Source organism: Streptococcus infantis, assembly GCF_047464415.1.
Lineage (GTDB): Bacteria > Bacillota > Bacilli > Lactobacillales > Streptococcaceae > Streptococcus > Streptococcus infantis_AE.
The window spans coordinates 40,202-56,386 of the sequence record NZ_JASHBX010000009.1 but is presented as its reverse complement, the minus strand read 5'-3'; the positions used below and the strand labels follow the sequence as shown (position 1 = coordinate 56,386).

At 34.9% G+C, this 16,185-nt stretch carries 15 protein-coding genes; all 15 read right to left on the bottom strand.

Annotation, left to right across the window (positions count from 1 at the left end; genetic code table 11):
* Positions 1 to 519 precede the first annotated feature (519 nt).
* The 15 genes from QM460_RS06580 to QM460_RS06510 all read right to left on the bottom strand — a co-directional run bounded on the left by QM460_RS06580 (position 520) and on the right by QM460_RS06510 (position 16,178).
* Positions 520 to 660, bottom strand: coding sequence for a hypothetical protein (locus tag QM460_RS06580; protein ID WP_006151551.1), 141 nt, complete (start codon positions 658 to 660; stop codon positions 520 to 522).
* Positions 661 to 864: 204 nt separating this feature from the next.
* On the bottom strand, positions 865 to 1,386 hold the full coding sequence (locus tag QM460_RS06575) for a hypothetical protein (protein WP_000097857.1): 522 nt from the start codon (positions 1,384 to 1,386) through the stop codon (positions 865 to 867).
* Entirely contained in the window at positions 1,376 to 2,062 is a 687-nt protein-coding gene (locus QM460_RS06570; protein WP_000933618.1) for a DUF3800 domain-containing protein, read from the bottom strand. Before QM460_RS06570 ends, QM460_RS06575 begins: the two co-directional genes overlap by 11 nt.
* A 526-nt stretch (positions 2,063 to 2,588) precedes the next feature.
* Positions 2,589 to 3,596 (bottom strand): DUF5677 domain-containing protein, encoded by a 1,008-nt coding sequence (locus tag QM460_RS06565; RefSeq protein ID WP_000763879.1) that lies wholly within the window; start codon positions 3,594 to 3,596, stop codon positions 2,589 to 2,591.
* 671 nt (positions 3,597 to 4,267) lie between these two features.
* Positions 4,268 to 5,818, bottom strand: a complete 1,551-nt coding sequence (locus QM460_RS06560) for a ClC family H(+)/Cl(-) exchange transporter (RefSeq protein WP_414289602.1) — start codon at positions 5,816 to 5,818, stop codon at positions 4,268 to 4,270.
* A 15-nt stretch (positions 5,819 to 5,833) separates the two neighbouring features.
* Positions 5,834 to 6,613 (bottom strand): ribonuclease HII, encoded by a 780-nt coding sequence (locus tag QM460_RS06555; protein WP_414289601.1) that lies wholly within the window; start codon positions 6,611 to 6,613, stop codon positions 5,834 to 5,836.
* Positions 6,600 to 7,451: a ribosome biogenesis GTPase YlqF gene (gene ylqF, locus QM460_RS06550; RefSeq protein WP_414289600.1), complete on the bottom strand. Its 852-nt coding sequence runs from the start codon at positions 7,449 to 7,451 to the stop codon at positions 6,600 to 6,602. Before ylqF ends, QM460_RS06555 begins: the two co-directional genes overlap by 14 nt.
* A gap of 168 nt (positions 7,452 to 7,619) precedes the next feature.
* Complete coding sequence (gene imm40, locus QM460_RS06545) at positions 7,620 to 7,952, bottom strand: Imm40 family immunity protein (RefSeq protein WP_414289599.1); 333 nt, start codon at positions 7,950 to 7,952, stop codon at positions 7,620 to 7,622.
* Between the two features lie 75 nt (positions 7,953 to 8,027).
* Positions 8,028 to 9,509 (bottom strand): glucosaminidase domain-containing protein, encoded by a 1,482-nt coding sequence (locus QM460_RS06540; protein WP_414289598.1) that lies wholly within the window; start codon positions 9,507 to 9,509, stop codon positions 8,028 to 8,030.
* Between the two features lie 214 nt (positions 9,510 to 9,723).
* Positions 9,724 to 10,170, bottom strand: a complete 447-nt coding sequence (locus QM460_RS06535) for a hypothetical protein (RefSeq protein WP_414289597.1) — start codon at positions 10,168 to 10,170, stop codon at positions 9,724 to 9,726.
* Entirely contained in the window at positions 10,151 to 11,062 is a 912-nt protein-coding gene (locus tag QM460_RS06530) for a phosphodiester glycosidase family protein (RefSeq protein WP_414289596.1), read from the bottom strand. The genes QM460_RS06535 and QM460_RS06530 overlap by 20 nt, the downstream gene beginning before the upstream one ends.
* On the bottom strand, positions 11,059 to 12,102 hold the full coding sequence (locus tag QM460_RS06525) for a glycosyltransferase (protein ID WP_414289595.1): 1,044 nt from the start codon (positions 12,100 to 12,102) through the stop codon (positions 11,059 to 11,061). The genes QM460_RS06530 and QM460_RS06525 overlap by 4 nt, the downstream gene beginning before the upstream one ends.
* 282 nt (positions 12,103 to 12,384) lie before the next feature.
* The gene (locus tag QM460_RS06520; protein ID WP_414289594.1) at positions 12,385 to 14,166 is read right to left on the bottom strand and encodes an LPXTG cell wall anchor domain-containing protein; all 1,782 of its coding nucleotides are present in this window, start codon (positions 14,164 to 14,166) and stop codon (positions 12,385 to 12,387) included.
* Between the two features lie 208 nt (positions 14,167 to 14,374).
* Complete coding sequence (locus QM460_RS06515) at positions 14,375 to 14,872, bottom strand: YkgJ family cysteine cluster protein (protein WP_414289593.1); 498 nt, start codon at positions 14,870 to 14,872, stop codon at positions 14,375 to 14,377.
* Between the two features lie 127 nt (positions 14,873 to 14,999).
* Entirely contained in the window at positions 15,000 to 16,178 is a 1,179-nt protein-coding gene (locus QM460_RS06510) for a hypothetical protein (protein WP_414289592.1), read from the bottom strand.
* Positions 16,179 to 16,185 lie beyond the last annotated feature (7 nt).

Sequence of the window (16,185 nt, the reverse complement as noted above, 5' to 3'; positions counted from 1 at the left end):
TTACCAGCAAAGATACACACTCAACATGGGTTTTAGAGGACTAAATGGAGTCTGAATTGCCTGATAGAGATGTAGTATTGATTAAGCCATCAACAAAAAATGTACAAAACAAAAATAAAGTACACTACTTAATGAGTGCACTTTATTCTTCTAATTCAGTTTTATCAATGGTTTAGCTCTAGTTAAATCAATTGTACATAAACTTTTAGTTTTTTTTTGGAACAAAAATATCCTAAAGTCTACCCTATCAAAGTGAAAACTGGAAATTTATTAAACCTGAATTTTAGTGAGAATATACTTTACTAAAATCATATAGTTAAAGTCTGACAAGGAATTTGCCAGACTTTTTGTCATCAGTGTTCTTTAATATAATTCATCCCTGATTGATTCAACAAACTCCGTGTAAAAGCGCTGAATGGATTGCTTAACATAATCAGATTGGCGGTCATCAGTCCCATCTAACAATCTCTGATAGCTATCCAAAGATTCTACATCCTTGAGTTGACTTCAAAGGTGTGCCTAATACACCGGCTTCTCAAAGTCACTAAGAAATCCTTTTAGCGATTCTTTTTGCATTCCTTGGTAAATATTTTTATCTAACCGAATACCAAGAGTGTTTAACTCAGTTGATAGGTTGTCGTAAAGTTCTTGTAAGTCCATAATGTACTCTTTGTAAATAAATTTCATGCGGGAATAGAGATATCCATTTGGACATTTGGGAGAATATCTCTGAAATTATTGCTGTCTGTTAATTAAATACTTGCAATATTTTATAGTTTTGGTATAATATAGTTAACTCATCGACCAAGTTGTTGAAGGAGATTGCGATTACGTCCCTAATCATAGGGACGTTTTCTGTTTTTCTCAGTTAGTTTTATATTTATCGTATTCTTTCAGTTTCTTTCGAAGTACATTATCATAGTGTATGTAAAATGCTGTTATCAATAAATAGTAACTAGGTCTTTCTTCAAGTACAATAAAATAGCGATCTACTGGATCTAATAAAAATATTCTATTAGATTTTTTATACGGTCGTTCATATATTAAGAAACAATCTTGTTTGCAAATCTTGTTATGATCCGTTTCTATTGCAGGTCTTAACCAACATAATCTTTCGCTCCTTCTTAAATCAGGTTCTCGTTCTTCTGAATCTATATCAAAATTTTTACAGGTAAGATGAAAATAACTATCTTCTTTACCTTCAAAATACGGATACGACTTTAACTCGACAAATTTCCCTCTAAAAGTTATCTTGAAGTTGAACAATTGCTCTAAAAATACATTCTCATATAAAAAATCATCATAAAGAGCATAGTCACCATTAAATTGATCAAGTGTTATCTTCGGAGGAAGGATAGGACAAAAATCTGTTACGTTACTGCTCATCACTTAACTCCATTTTAAAAATATTGAATTTTATTGCGTTATACTTTGTATTCGTTGTTAACTCATGCTTAGCTCTATTAGAGATTAAATTACTTAGCCTGATTCTAGCTAAACTACTTTCAAAGCTCCTATTTTTATAAGCTACTGCCCCTATCAATAGGTCAGCTAATTGCATTATTGAGTTTTCATGAGAGCGAATTTGTTGAATATTTTTGATATGTTTGGGTGACTGCTTCCAGTTTTCAAGAATATTCTTTAACTTGTTAACTTTTAAAATACTATTTGTGTCTTTTATATCTATAAAAACGTTAACATCATCCTCAAAGAGAAATTTTCTTACTAAATAAAAGTACTGCTTATAGTAAAAATCATCGTGGGTTTGATTATATTTCTTATGGTTTAATTTATTTTTGTCTATTATAACTACTCTAAAATTAAGATGCTCATTATCAAAAAAATAATTTACAAGATCTTCATAAAAGGTAATTTTAGAATTTGAAACTTTCCTCCACTTTATTTCAGAACGTGAAGAAATACCGTGTTTTCTTTTTATTTCTTTTATCTCCTTATAGACAATATTCCTTACATAGTCTGGACAAGAAATCCCTCCTATTAACATTACACTCTCACCATCATTTTCCAAATGACAAGACTCATCACAATATAAGTTGAGCATCTTAATAACTCCTAATTTTTGTAGTAATAATTCTATTATACCACGAACCCCCAGTAAAACTAAGACTTACAAAGGATTATTCTTCAAGAATTAGTATGTATTTTTAAGAACAATAATCTAAAATAGATTGGAGAACAGACATCTTACTTCGGTGTCTGTTTTTCTATACCTAAAAATGTACTTTTGCTCTTCATCAACTTCACCAAACTTTCTTCTAAAATATACATTAAAAAATCTCCTAATGGACTACAATATAGATACCACGATGAACGTTATTCTAGCTTTTTCAATTTTACATAATAAAATAAAGTACATTTTTCAAATAGTCTACATTACTCCTTAAACTCAGTTGTATCAAGGGTTTATCCACTGTCTCGGGAAAAGTACAAAATTTTTTAGTTTTAACATGTAGTAATTTTCAATGAAAACTTTATGTATACAAATAAAAAAAACAATATATTGTGTTTTGCTGAGTCTTTAATAAAAATAATTTTAATTTTTTGTACTTTTTTATTCTATCAAATATCTATCTTAGACTTAAATTTTTTTCATTATTCCATAATTTGGGTTCATCAGGAAAAATATAGTCATGTGTTTTAAAATATTGCTCTCTTACCACATCAATCCACTTATTTAGCATTTTTGCAGCTATTATAGAATCACCAGATGGATATACCATCAAAAGCAACCCCGTAAGTTGCGCTATTGTTATAGCAGAGTGTTCACCAGGTATTGTTAGTCCATAATCAGTATGCCCTACACTTATTTTCTCTTCCCCGTCCATTAGACCTAATCGATTAAATGTGCCTTGTGATGATGCATGTGTGACTTCATTAGAGATTCGATATGGTTGTTGCCATAATTCTGATGGGAAATTGGATTTTTTTCTGATATCGTCAAAACTTATATATCTCTTTTTAGGACTAAATTCACCACAAGCTCTTGCCCATTCATAACGATCTTCTGTATTATGTGATGAAATATAAGCTTCAGCAACTTCCTCTCCATATTCTGAAATAAACGACGCAATAATATTTAATTCGTAAAGTGAACGCCATCTAGAATACGCACCATCAGCAAATCCATTTTTCATTAAAGTGATTATCTCTAAAAATTGTTGTAGACCTCTTCCGTGTATGTATTTTAAGGCTGTGTATTTATGAATAGATTTTTCTCTCTCCTTGTTATCAATTTTATTTACATAATCAGAATAATCTTTTACAGATTCAAGAACCATCATATACATGGTCTCAGATGTAGCAAACGCATTAGACCACTTTTGCTCTATTCTTGCAATTATTTCTGTTTCCTCTCCTCTAAACAGTAACGTATTCTCATGCATTATCATCTTAGCATCTCTTACCATTTGATTTGAAGTGTCATTAATCATTTCTAGATATAATCCTGAAAAATCAGCCTTTTCATATTTTTCATAAAATTTATCAATTTCAGATTGATTTTTTAATTCTTTTACATGTTCTACGAGAATTTCTTTTAGTGTATCTTTAAAAAACTGTCCAAATTTATCGGCCATTATAGCTCCTACCTTTTTAATAGTTTATACATAGTATTTATTGCAATAATCTTCTAGTCTAAAAGAAAATAAATTAGAAAATCTTGTATTTTACGTTTAGAAATAGCGCATCATCTATCATTAATTATACCATCAACAAAATAAAAATCTATATCTTGTGTTAAGTAGGAACATAAATAAGTTTTAAAAAAATGTACAATTGAACCACCACTTCTTCTGCACTTATTAGAGTAAAAAATGTACAAAATAATCCCTTAAATCAGATGATGTTATGAACTAGAAAACATACAAAATACCACTCCAGAATAATGTACAAAATAAAAATAAAGTACACTTTTTAAAGAATGTACTTTATGCTTCTAATTCAGTTGTATCAATGGTTTAGCTCTAGTTAAGTCAATTGTACATAAACTTTTAGTTTTTTTAGGAATGTTCAAATAAGCTATACAATTCTAAAAAACGTCTAGATTCTCTAAGTGAATTATTGATCATTAATTTATTGACTTAAAAAATTTCTAAAGCTTCTACAGTTTATCAGAATAAAATATAAAAACTCGATACCATTATTTAGGAATCGAGTTTTGATTCATATGACTCGGTCTATCATTTTAATTACTAATTTTAGACCAACTATATAAGAGACATAACATAAGTTATGTAAACAACCAATCCTACAACAACAAATCTTTCACTTTTCCAATTTCACTTTTTGGAATCACGAGTTGAATCATATCACCTAGATACATCCTTGTAGATCCATTAACTGTTTTACTTTTACCGTTATGTACTTGCGTTGTGATGAGGACATTATGAGGTAAATTGAGTTCGTGTACTTGTTTACCAGCTATTTTGTCTGAAACCGGGATTTCTATCAGTGTAACTTCTCCATCATCAGTTGCTGATTCAGGTAGCATTTTCTCCAACATGGCTTCATAGACAGGCGCTCCTTTTAGCAAATCCATGACGATGTAGGCAACTAGTGTCACCATACCTAAAGGCATGAGATTGCGGATGTCACCAACCATTTCCGTCACAAGAATCATAGCTGTCAAAGGTGCTTTTGAGATAGCCCCAAAATAACCGCTCATTCCAAGAATTACAAATATAGGAAATTGCTGTTGGGTAACAAGGCCTAGATTGACACAAATAACGCCTACTAGAGCACCAAGTAAGGAGCCTAAAGCTAAAATTGGCAAGAAAATACCACCTGGCAGTCCACTTCCGTAACTAATCATGCTCCAGATAAAGCGAATGATGAAGTAAAGTAAAAGAATTTGGAAACTATAATCTTGTTCTGTTAAGGATAAGACAACCTGATTGCCCCCACCAAGTATTTGAGGTAGAAAAATTCCTACTGGAATAATAAGAATAAAGGCAAAAATCGGATGATAAGCTTTATCAATGTGAACCCTTTGGCCAATCCATTCATAAACTTTTCCGACATTCAGAACCGCTTTTTCATAAAGAAAACCTGAGAGCCCAAGAAAAATTCCCATCACCAGATAAATCCAATATTGACTAAGATTCATAAGAGGGATATCATCCGGCATATCCAAAACAGGTGTTAAGCCGAAGATGAGAAGAGAGACGAAGTTTGCTACCAGACTGGCTGCCAAGGTAGAAACCCAGAAAAATCTTGAAAAATGGTGATAGACTTCTTCTACTACAAAAAGCAGACCTGCTATTGGTGCATTAAAGGCAGCAGCAAGTCCAGCAGCAGCTCCGCTAGCAATCAAAGAACGCTCCTCAACAGGGCTAGACTTGAGCCATTTGGCAATTCCTTTTCCTCCTACGGCACCTAGCTGAATACTGGGACCTTCACGACCGAGCATGAGTCCGCTCGCAATGGCCAAGATACCTAGAATGTATTTCTTCCAGAGGACACTCCACCAATTGAGAGACATGAGACCTTTTAACTCCGCTTCAACTTGAGGAATACCAGAACCTTTAATATCTTTTTCTGAGCGTGTTAATTTGGCACTAAGCAAGCAAATTAGAATATAAAACAATAAAATGATCAATAGATTTCGAAGTAGATTTTCTTGGTCTAGATATAGTCCTTGAACGACATGAAAGCCTTTTTCAATCAAAAAACGAAATGACCCAACAATAAGTCCTACGATTAATCCAACAATAATACCTCGCCCTACTTGAGCTAAGATCGTACTGGACGCGAAGGCAAATTCTTTCTTGGAACTAAGTATTTCCGACTGTTCCTCCATAATTCTCTCCTTTAATTATCTTTTACTAGTTTCTGAAATGATCGTTTTAATCGGTTCAAAACTTGTGCGATGAATGGGTGTAACACCGTGCTTTTCTAAACCTTCTAAATGTTTAGCCGTTCCATAGCCAGCATTTTGAGCAAAATCATAACCTGGAAATTCCTGATTATAGTTTGCCATGATTTTATCTCTGGTAACCTTAGCAATGATCGATGCTGCTGCAATGGATAGGGAATTCGCATCTCCTTTGATGATGGATGTCTGAGAAATCGGCAAATCCAACTTCATAGCATCAATCAAAAGATGTTCTGGTTGAGGGTCAAGCTGAGAGATAGCTTCTTTCATAGCTAGTTTAGTTGCTTCATAGATATTGACTTGATCAATGACTTGATTGTCCATAATTCCAATACCAATTGCTAGAGCATTGTCCTTAACGGCTTGAAAAATCTCCTCATGTTTTTTCTTGGGGATCTTTTTACTGTCATTCAAGCCTTTTATTTTACAATCTTTGGGAAGAATGACTGCTGCGGCAACAACAGGCCCAGCTAAAGGCCCACGTCCAACTTCATCTACACCTGCAATTAAGCTAATACCTTGAGCGTAAAGCTCTTTTTCATAAGATAACATGCCTTCTAAACGCAGATTTTCATAAATTTCAGCTTGAATGGCTTTCTTACGCTTTTCAATTTCTTTTTGAACACCTGAACGAGAATCTTTTTCAAATTCCTTAAACAAGGGACTTTCAAGTTCAGTTATCTTTGCTAATTCTTCTTTTATTTCTTTAATCGTTGCCATCGAGGTCTTCCAATGTATCTAATGTATAGTTACCTAGTTTTCCATCACGAACTTCTTTGACGAAAAGATTGTAAAAGCGATCATAATCATCACGGAAACCAAGGATACGGGTCATGTCCATGATAATTTCAGGAGCTTCGTCGTCTAGATTCATTTGTTTAAAACGTTCTTGAAGTTTTTCAGGATAATGCGATTTAAAGTAATTGAGTCCGAAAATCGTCACTTCATCCATTGGAAGCAACTGATCCTTGATCGCTCCTGTAAGAGCAAGTTTAAGAGCAACAGTTTCATCTTCAAATTTTGGCCAGAGAATCCCTGGAGTATCCAAGATTTCCAAATCCTTATTTGTTTTGAGCCATTGTTGGCCTTTGGTCACACCTGGCTTGTTACCAACTACAGCAATTTTCTTACCAGCCAAACGGTTCATTAGCGTCGATTTACCAGCGTTTGGAATCCCGATTATCATGGTACGTAAGGTTTCGATTTGAATCCCACGTTCCTTTTGACGAGCTATCTTATCTGCCATGAGTTTCTTAGCAGCGTCCGTTACGACTTTTACCGTAATTTGCTCTTTAGAATTGATTGCCAGTGTTTGAATGCCTTGTGATTCAAAATGCTGACGCCATTCTTTTGTTAATGCTGGGTCTGCTAGGTCTGCCTTGTTCAAAATCAATAGTCTTGGTTTATCTCCGATGATTTTCGTCAGCATCGGATTTTGACTTGACAAGGGCAAACGTGCATCTACTAAAACTGTCACAAAATCAACGAATTTTAAATTTTCCTGAACCTGACGACGCGCCTTGGACATATGTCCAGGAAACCATTGAATAGTTGCCATGAGAGTATAATTCCTTTCTCTTATTGGATTTGTATTTATTTTTCCAGTTTCAAAAATTAAATACAAATCCTTTTTCTAAAATAAATCACTATCTTTTATTATAACATGATTTCTCGTATTTGACGCTTGATTCAATGCCGATTGTAAAATGTTTTCTAAGTAAATCAGTCACAAATGAAATTTCTCATTGTCTAAAACGATTGAAAAATAATAGTGTTCACCATGATTTTTTACATAGTTGCTGATATACTTTTCTGTTTGGAAAATGGATTTCCTGCTATCAATAGTTGGATCTTGTTTTTCGTAATACCAATTATCATAAGTATGTGTCAATTGGCCATTCTTGTAGCAAAAAACATCCCCACCTAGTATAATTTGATTATTGGCTTTGAGATTATCAAGTAAGTTTGGGATTACTGAATAATCATAAGCGTATGCATCAATCCCCAAGTCACGTAAATCAATTCCTCTTTTATTTGTATTCTCGAAATTCTGTTTCATAAAGTTCATTTTTCAAGTTTTCTTGATAAGCAAAATCGATAACCACTATACAGTCGTTATCGATTTTAATGATTTTTAGTCTTTTTCACCAAGCTTGCTGTTAATTGACATCATGATGCTTGCAATTTTTTCTCCCCAGTATGGATCTGAAGCATAAAGAACATTCATACCTGATGATTTATTTCCTAGGTATGTTCTACCATTATCGATGTAATTTTCGCGAATCCACTTAGCTGCACCTAAGATACCCTTGTCAACATCGTCAAAGCTTTTAGCTGAATCATATGGTGTTGTATCATAAGCAGCGATACCAAAGAAGTTATTTTTATCCTTAGAAATTTGGCTACGTCCCCATGAACTTTCCAGGGCACTATGAGCGATTAGATAGAGAGCGTTGATCTGATAGCGTTCTTCAGCTTCTTTAAAGATTGCACCCTTACCTGCCAGACGACTTCCCTTGATATTCATAAGAGAATAGACTTTATCTAATTCTTCAGCTGTGTAATTGCTTGGTTTTCTTAAATCTCTAAATAAGAAAGGATTTTCAACTGTAAAGTTTTCAAAATTAATACCATCAGCTGAATAGTATTTTTTGCCAATTGCCATTGATGAACTATGAGGTGCTACACGGATACTTGCGTATGGTGACAATTCGTGGTAGAGATAGTTACCATCAGTGGCATAGTGAGGAATAAAGTCACTATCAGAGCTGACCGCTACTAGATCACTCTTGTTCATATATCCTGAAAGGCCTGAAATTTTGACTGGAAGTCGACCGTCTTTGGCTTCTGCGCCATCAATCGCTACAATACTTCCTTGCGAAATATAGCTGAGTTTCTCACCAGAAGCGCTATATACATTTGCTGTAATTGGTTTTACTTTATAGTATGCTGCTGTAGCAGAAATCCATTTTCCATTGCTTTGGAACGTATAGTCTTTCCCGTTAATGGTAAAGTTACCAGTTACATAGGTTCCGTCTTCTTTTAGATAATACCAAGCATTGTAGTCCTTATCGAAAATCCATTCATTTTTGGCCATATAACCAAAAGGTTTGAGATAGTAAGAACCTACCCATTGATTTTCGGCATAGGTTCCGTCTGATTTGAGATAGAACCAGCTCTTGTATTTTTCATCGAAAATCCATTCACTTTTGGCCATGGCCCCACTATCTTTTAGATAGTATTTCTCTTTCCATTGGCTACTTAACATGACACCGTCTTTATTAAAATAGTACCAGACTCCAGCTATTTTTTTCCAATTTGAAACTGGTTGATTATCCTCATAATAACGCCATTGGTTATTTTCTTTTTGCCAACCTTCTTTGTTAACTACTTCTACTACTGTTTCTTTTGAAGGTTGTTCTTTGGTCTCTGGAGTTTGAGAAGTTGCTTTTTCAGCTTCGCTTTGATTTTTCTTCTCATTGCTTACTGTATTGGTAGCAATCTTTTCTGATGATTGAACATTATTGGTAGCTTGAGAATCCTCGGCATAGACGGTCGTTTTTGCAAAACCTGCCATAGAGAGGGCAACTGTACTTGCCAGCAATATTTTTTTCATTCTTTTCTCCTTACGAATACGTAGATTTTGTATTTGATGTTTCTATATATTGTGTAAAAAACAGTAATTATCCACTATATTATACAATATTCTGTTAAATATAAAAGCAGTAACTTTCAGAAGAAAAGAACTTGTAATATTTTTAAAATATTTTAGAAATAAAAGTCAATAAAAAGTAGTCGAACACCATCTGAACGACTACTTTTTTATAAAATTATACCTGACTATAGACTTCTTTGCGATTTGTTTTAGTTGCTTTAGCAGAATTCTTCCAAAGGTTTGGATTGATGAAAATAGTGACGATTGCTAGTATTGCAAACCCAATCCCAACATACCAGTAGGGTGCATCCAAGGTTGTTGAGCGTCCTGAAAGGTTGACAATCCCGCGGAAAAGTGTACCTGCCATAATAATCGCTACTGCCGAATTCCATAGATTTAGACTAATACGAGAGAAATGTGGGAGAACCTTGAGAAAGATTGCTAGTAGAATTCCTCCAATAAGAGGTACTGCAAATAAATAGTGCATATGAACAGAAGTTTCTCCAAAACTAAAAGCTTCGTAAATTCTAGAAAATGCAAAGAAGAAAATAGTGATTAGTGTATAAGAAATGACCGTTTTTTTAAATCGTTTTTTGCCAAAATTAGTAACCGATGTAGACAATGTCACTCACCGCCCTTTCTGAAATTTTGTTTCCTCCAGTCGTTGGTTTATTGATAACCTGACCGTTGAAGTAAAGTGTAGATGATCCACCACCATCAAGGTTGTAGGCTATTTTTGCTCCATAAGATTTCATGACCTCAGCAAGCTGATAAAGAGAGAGACCTTCACTTTCAGAGGTACGTCCATCTGAAACCACGATGATATAGTGGTTTTCATCGATAATACCAATAGCTGTACGAGGATTTGAAGCCATGGCCTGTCCTACTTCTGTATTGGTATCAACTGCAATTTCACCATTTTCGACCAAGGCTGGTCCAAAAGCCAAGAGATTGACGACACCGTCATTTACTAGTTGCTCAGCTGAGATCTGATCTTCGTAAATAACCTTGAAAGAGCCGTCTTTATAAATAGCTAAGTCCCCATTACTAGAATCTTCACGAACAGTATCACGATAAACAACTCCATTACGGACAACATAGCCTGTAGAGTTTGCTCCATAGTAGTCCCCATTTACCGCTAAAATGGCATTGTTGTTAGCTGCGGTTACAGAGGTTTTTGCAGTTACGTTAGTTCCATAAGCATTTTGAGCAAAGGCAGTTTTCAGATAATCTGATGAGCTCAGAGTAATATCAGCAACGTAGACTTGGGTATTATTGACCGTCGTTTCAGACAAATTGACAGTAATATTGTCATCTTTATAACTAGAGTCAGTGACAGTAGCTGTCTTAGCAGCTTGACTTGCTGCTGCAGCATTGGAACTTGTGCTAGTTGTAGCAACTGTCGAGATAGTTTCAGCGAGGACAAAGGTCTTTAGCATTGAGTAACTAAAGGATCCTGTCAAGAGTAGGCCAAGAACTGAGGCATAAGCATAGCGTTTCTTTAAAAATTTCATAATACAGTTGAGGTCCTTTCTTTAAAGATGAATTTCTTCTGAACTGTCCAAGAAACAGCGAAGAGAAGGATGCCGACGATAACTTTAGCAATCAGAAGGTTGATACCAAAGACTGTAAAGAAGAGACGAATCAGTAGCGTGTCTAGGACAAAGAGTCCAACTGCTAGACCAAAGTATCCCATCCCTGTTTTCACAAGGCTATCGTCATTTTTAAAGACTAGTTTCTTATTTGTAGAATAGTTGAAAATAGAGCTAGTCACACGAGCGACTCCGTTTGCTAGAAAGATTCGTAGACTCGTCGGAACTGTCGGCAAAATCAAGATTGCTAGGGCGTAAACGACATAGTCTACAACAAAGCTACTGAGAGATGATAAGGCAAATTTAAAGATATTTTTATAAATCATGAGCCCGTCTTGGATTGGACGGAAGTGTGAAGCCTCATTATCGTTGATATAGACAGTTTCAATCGGCACTTCTAGAATCTCGTATTCTTTCGTTGCTTCGAGCAACATATTCATCTCATATTCATAACGTTGGCCTTCTATTTTTAACATAAAAGGAATCAAGTTTGTCGTAAATGCACGAAGTCCAGTTTGCGTATCTGTTACTCCTACTCCTGTTTGAAGCCTAAAGAGAGCTTTGGTTAAGCTGTTACCAAAACGGCTACGAAGGGGAACTTTTCCAGAAAAGGCACGTACACCCAAGATTAGCTTGTTTGGATTTTCGGAAGCTTTATTAGCCGTGCGGAAAATATCCCATACCTTGTGCTGTCCATCCGCATCTGCTGTGACAACCGTACCATAAATGTTTTGTTCTTGGATATAAGTAAAGGCTGTTTTTAGAGCCTGCCCTTTACCTTGGTTCACCTGGTGACGAATGACAGTAGCAAATTGTTTTGCTTTATCAAAGATTTTTTGGCACTCTGATGAACTGCCGTCGTCTATGACTAAGATATGAAAATCACTCTTTTCGTGAATTTTTTCGATGAGTTTGATAAGTTTATTATCTGGTTGATAAGCTGGAATGACTATGTAGTTCATATCGATACCTCTTTCTTTGATGATGGTATAACTATACAGAAGATCGCTTAAAAATACCTTATATCAGTTTTCTTTAAGAAAAAGTTTAAAAAACTTTAAGCTTTAAAAAAGGACTTATCACTTAATAAGAAATTTAGTTTGAATTTTCAGATAAAAATAAATATACAAAAATCTAAAAAATTAAAGCCTATTTTGTATGGAGATTTACTATAGAAAAATAGTTGGCTACAGGCTACACTAAAAAGCCATCCAATTTGGATGGCTTTTTATAAAACTATCTACTTAGCTCTCTGATTTTTTACTTTTTTTGAAAAGTGAAATACCAAAGATTCCAGCTAAAATAGCAAGAAGATTCATAGCTAATGGCGAATCAGAAGTTCCTGTATTTGGTAACTGAGCTTTTTCTGGAGCTGATTTTTTCTCAGTAGATTGAACATTTTGGGGTTGAATAGGATTTGGTGTTGGTTTTGGATCCGGAGTTGGCTCTGGATTTGGTGTTGGTTTTGGATCTGGTGTTGGTTTTGGATCCGGAGTTGGTTTTGGATCTGGTTCTTTCTCATACTCATAGATAACATGAGTTGTACCTTCTTTTAACTGACCTGTTTCAGGTGCAGATGTTGAAGAAACACCAACTAGATTGTATTTTTTACCATCTACAGTGATAGAAGACGGACGCTCATCTGCGTTTTCAGCAGCATTATAGGTCACAAGATTTCCATCAGATCCATAAATAGAAGTTAATGGTGTGTCTTTATAAGTTTCCTTGATAGATTGATTTGTTCCCTTAATAACATAATCTACCACTACATCTCCATAGTGAAGCGTAGAAACATCCTGGTCAGCCATATCTTCAAATTCTGAAGCGTAGTATTTGACATCAGGATTGTATTTCAAAGTAAAAATTTTAACATAATTAAAGAAAGTTTCAGGATTAATATTGGTATCGTGTGGAATAGTTTTCCAATCACCATTATTTGGTGTGATGTAAGTATTTGAATTTGCAACCGACTTAATTAAATGATTATTTTGCACATAAGAGTCATCAATTAAACTTGGATTACCTAGAGCACCATAAGTCACTTCTCCTTTACTATTTGCATAATACGGTTGATAGAGAGAATATTCTTCTAAATGTTGACAACCTTCTTCATAAGAGCTGATTCCACCTTCTTGGCTACATTTCCATTGAAATCTAACATCAATTGGTAAGTACTTAATCTTCTTAGCTTCTTCCAAAGGTACAGTTACTGACATATGAAAAGCTATTGATCTAAGTGTTTTAGAACTGACAGCATATACGTTAACAGTTCCATCACCTAAGTCATCATCTTCCATATTAACAATAGATGGTTTCTTTCCAGTTGCTAGTTCTTCCGCAGTTGGAATAACTGATGAATTTGAGTTTAAATTAGATTCAGGATTAGGATCTGCAATAATCTCATCTCTAGTAATTTCTTTCATTGGAACATTAACAGATACTGGATTTTCATTAGCATCACGTGTTCCAATCAAAGTGAAATCGGCCTTCGAACCTGCAATTTTAGGAATACGAATACGAATATCACGGACTGTTTGTCCGCGATCACTTGAGTGCATTCCTTTGAAGGCTACAGTGTAATTGTAGACCACACTTTTACCATCTTCAGTAAAATGTGCTGGAAGTCCTTCAACATTGACATAACCACCCTCATCAATGATATTGCTACCATCTGGTTCGCAACTAGCGCTTGGGGCTGAGCCTGTTGAAGTTCCTGCAGGACAGGTTGATTCGTCTTTCTTCTCAGTTGTAGCTTCGCTATTAGTTGAGATTTCTTTAGCTTTAGGTGAGGAAGTATTGGCATCCTCTGCGTCTGATTTTGGTGAAGTATCACTAGTAGTGTCCGCTTCAACCCTATTGTCTCCTAAAGACGTGTTCTCAGCATCAGTTGAATTAGTAACGCCTAGTGTCACTGAAGCTTTTGCTGGTTCGCTATTAGTTTCATCAGCTTGAACTACTGACTGTGAAACCAAGTTTAGAGCAAAAACAGACATTGTGATAATGCCTAATTTAGTGAGTTTTTTCATACACTTTTTCTCCTTATATGAAAGGGGATAATGCATAAGCAAAATCCGATAGTTTGATAATATTTTCACATATAGTATACAATGTAAACGCTTAATTTGCAAACAATTAGCTAATAAATTAAGAAATTTTACATATTTTTATGAAAAGATATGTAAAAATCACCAATAATCTATCATTAAAGACAGAAAAAACCGAATAAAGCTTCCTTCATTCGATTTTTTCTTTTAACTTTTCAACAAAGAGATAAGCTGCGGGGCAGGTTAGAGTATTTTTAATAGTAAGATTATTGATTTGGTAAATCTTCTTACGGTCAGTATGTGGAAATTCACGACAGGCTTTGGGACGAACATCGTAGATGGAACAGAGATTATCGCCACCTAAAAATGGACAGGGCATAGATTTGAAGACCTTATCTCCATCCTCGTCTACCTGCAAAAACTCAGCTTCAAAGGCTGGCAATTTCATTTTAAAATACTTGGCAATACGTGTGATATCTGCTTCTTTGAAGTCTGGACCAAGACTCTTGCAGCAGTTAGCACAGGCTGTACAATCAATTTCATTAAAAACTTCTTGATGGATTTCAAGCGCAATTTTATCTAAATTTTTAGGAGCTTTCTTCTTTAGATTACCTAAAAACTTACGATGCTCTTTTTGTTTTTGCAAGGCTAGTTGGTGATAATATTCGATATCGATTTCTTTTGACATAGTTTCTTTCTAATTTTTAATGTTGATACAAAAATTTTAAGTTAACACATAAATAAAATTATGTAAAATTATTTAGAGACATAATTTTAACAATAATGAGTCTCTCCATGCAGGACGAAAGCTCCTGCTATACTAACATTCTTTCTAAAAAAGGTTTGATGCAGTTGGTTAAAATGCCTTCTATCCAAGATTTTTGAGCGGACGATAGATTTTCTGCATCTAAACATTCCTTAAGAAAATCACGTACCTGATCAGGTGCTATTTCAAACTCAAAAGCCTTCATTTTGTAGAAAAAGTCAAACAAAGTGTTAGAGAGATAGTCAGTTGAAAATGGAATTTCTCCAGTTTTTCGATACATGATTAGAAGTCGGGAAAAGCGAGCTTTTTCTTCGGGTATATCCTTAAAATAAGAGTTAAGCAACCAGACTTGCTTTTGTTTTCTTTCAAGAGGATCTTGACTAGCAATGCGTTGATCCTTTTCGAGTTCTCTTTGGTACTGTTTTGATTTTATAGAACGTTCTGTCCGATTTTTACCGAAGAGAATCTTTTCCCACTGGCGCTCTTCTAGTGTCAGTGTTTCGCTCAATCCAAAGTAATCCTGATAGGCACGTTCAGCTGGTCCCATTGCTAGAACCAGGTTATCCGCATATTGTTTAGCAATCTTGTCTCGCTTCTTTCGCTCCTTTTCAGCCTTGATGCGAAGTTCCTGCTCATAGTCAATTTTTTCTTTTCCTAGTTTAACAAGATAGAGCTGATCGTCAGATTTTCCAAGTAGAAAGGGTTTGATAAATTTTTCAAGGACTTCTTCCATACGAGCTTTCTTCAAAGGCTCTGCCTTACTCCAACTTCCACCTTGAAAAACTTCCAAAAAGAGTTGATAATCCTTTTCTGGTGAAAATTGATTGCCTCGATTTGACTTAAAAGCTCCCTTTTCCCATAGCCAGTTGATCAGTCGCTCATCAAAATCTGTTTTATTAACTCGAATGGTTTCTTTTTTCTGGGCCTTTCTGGTTAGATTTTCAAGCTTTCTGAGAAGTTTTTCTTCCTCTTCTAGCTGTTGAACTAGGCTAATTCTTTGGAAATGACGCACACAGTCACTCCCAATGGGAAAAAGTCGTTTGCCAGTAACTCCGTTAAAAAGTTCATAAGCATACTTAATAGCATTACCGCAGACACAATTGCTTCGACCGATTCCATTAAAAATCAAGGAAACTTCACTCCATTCTTTGGTAGCTTGTTCCCAAGTATCGGCTTTAGAGGCCTCTAAAACTGCATCATATAAGTTTTTTCTAACAGGAATGGACATGATGTCT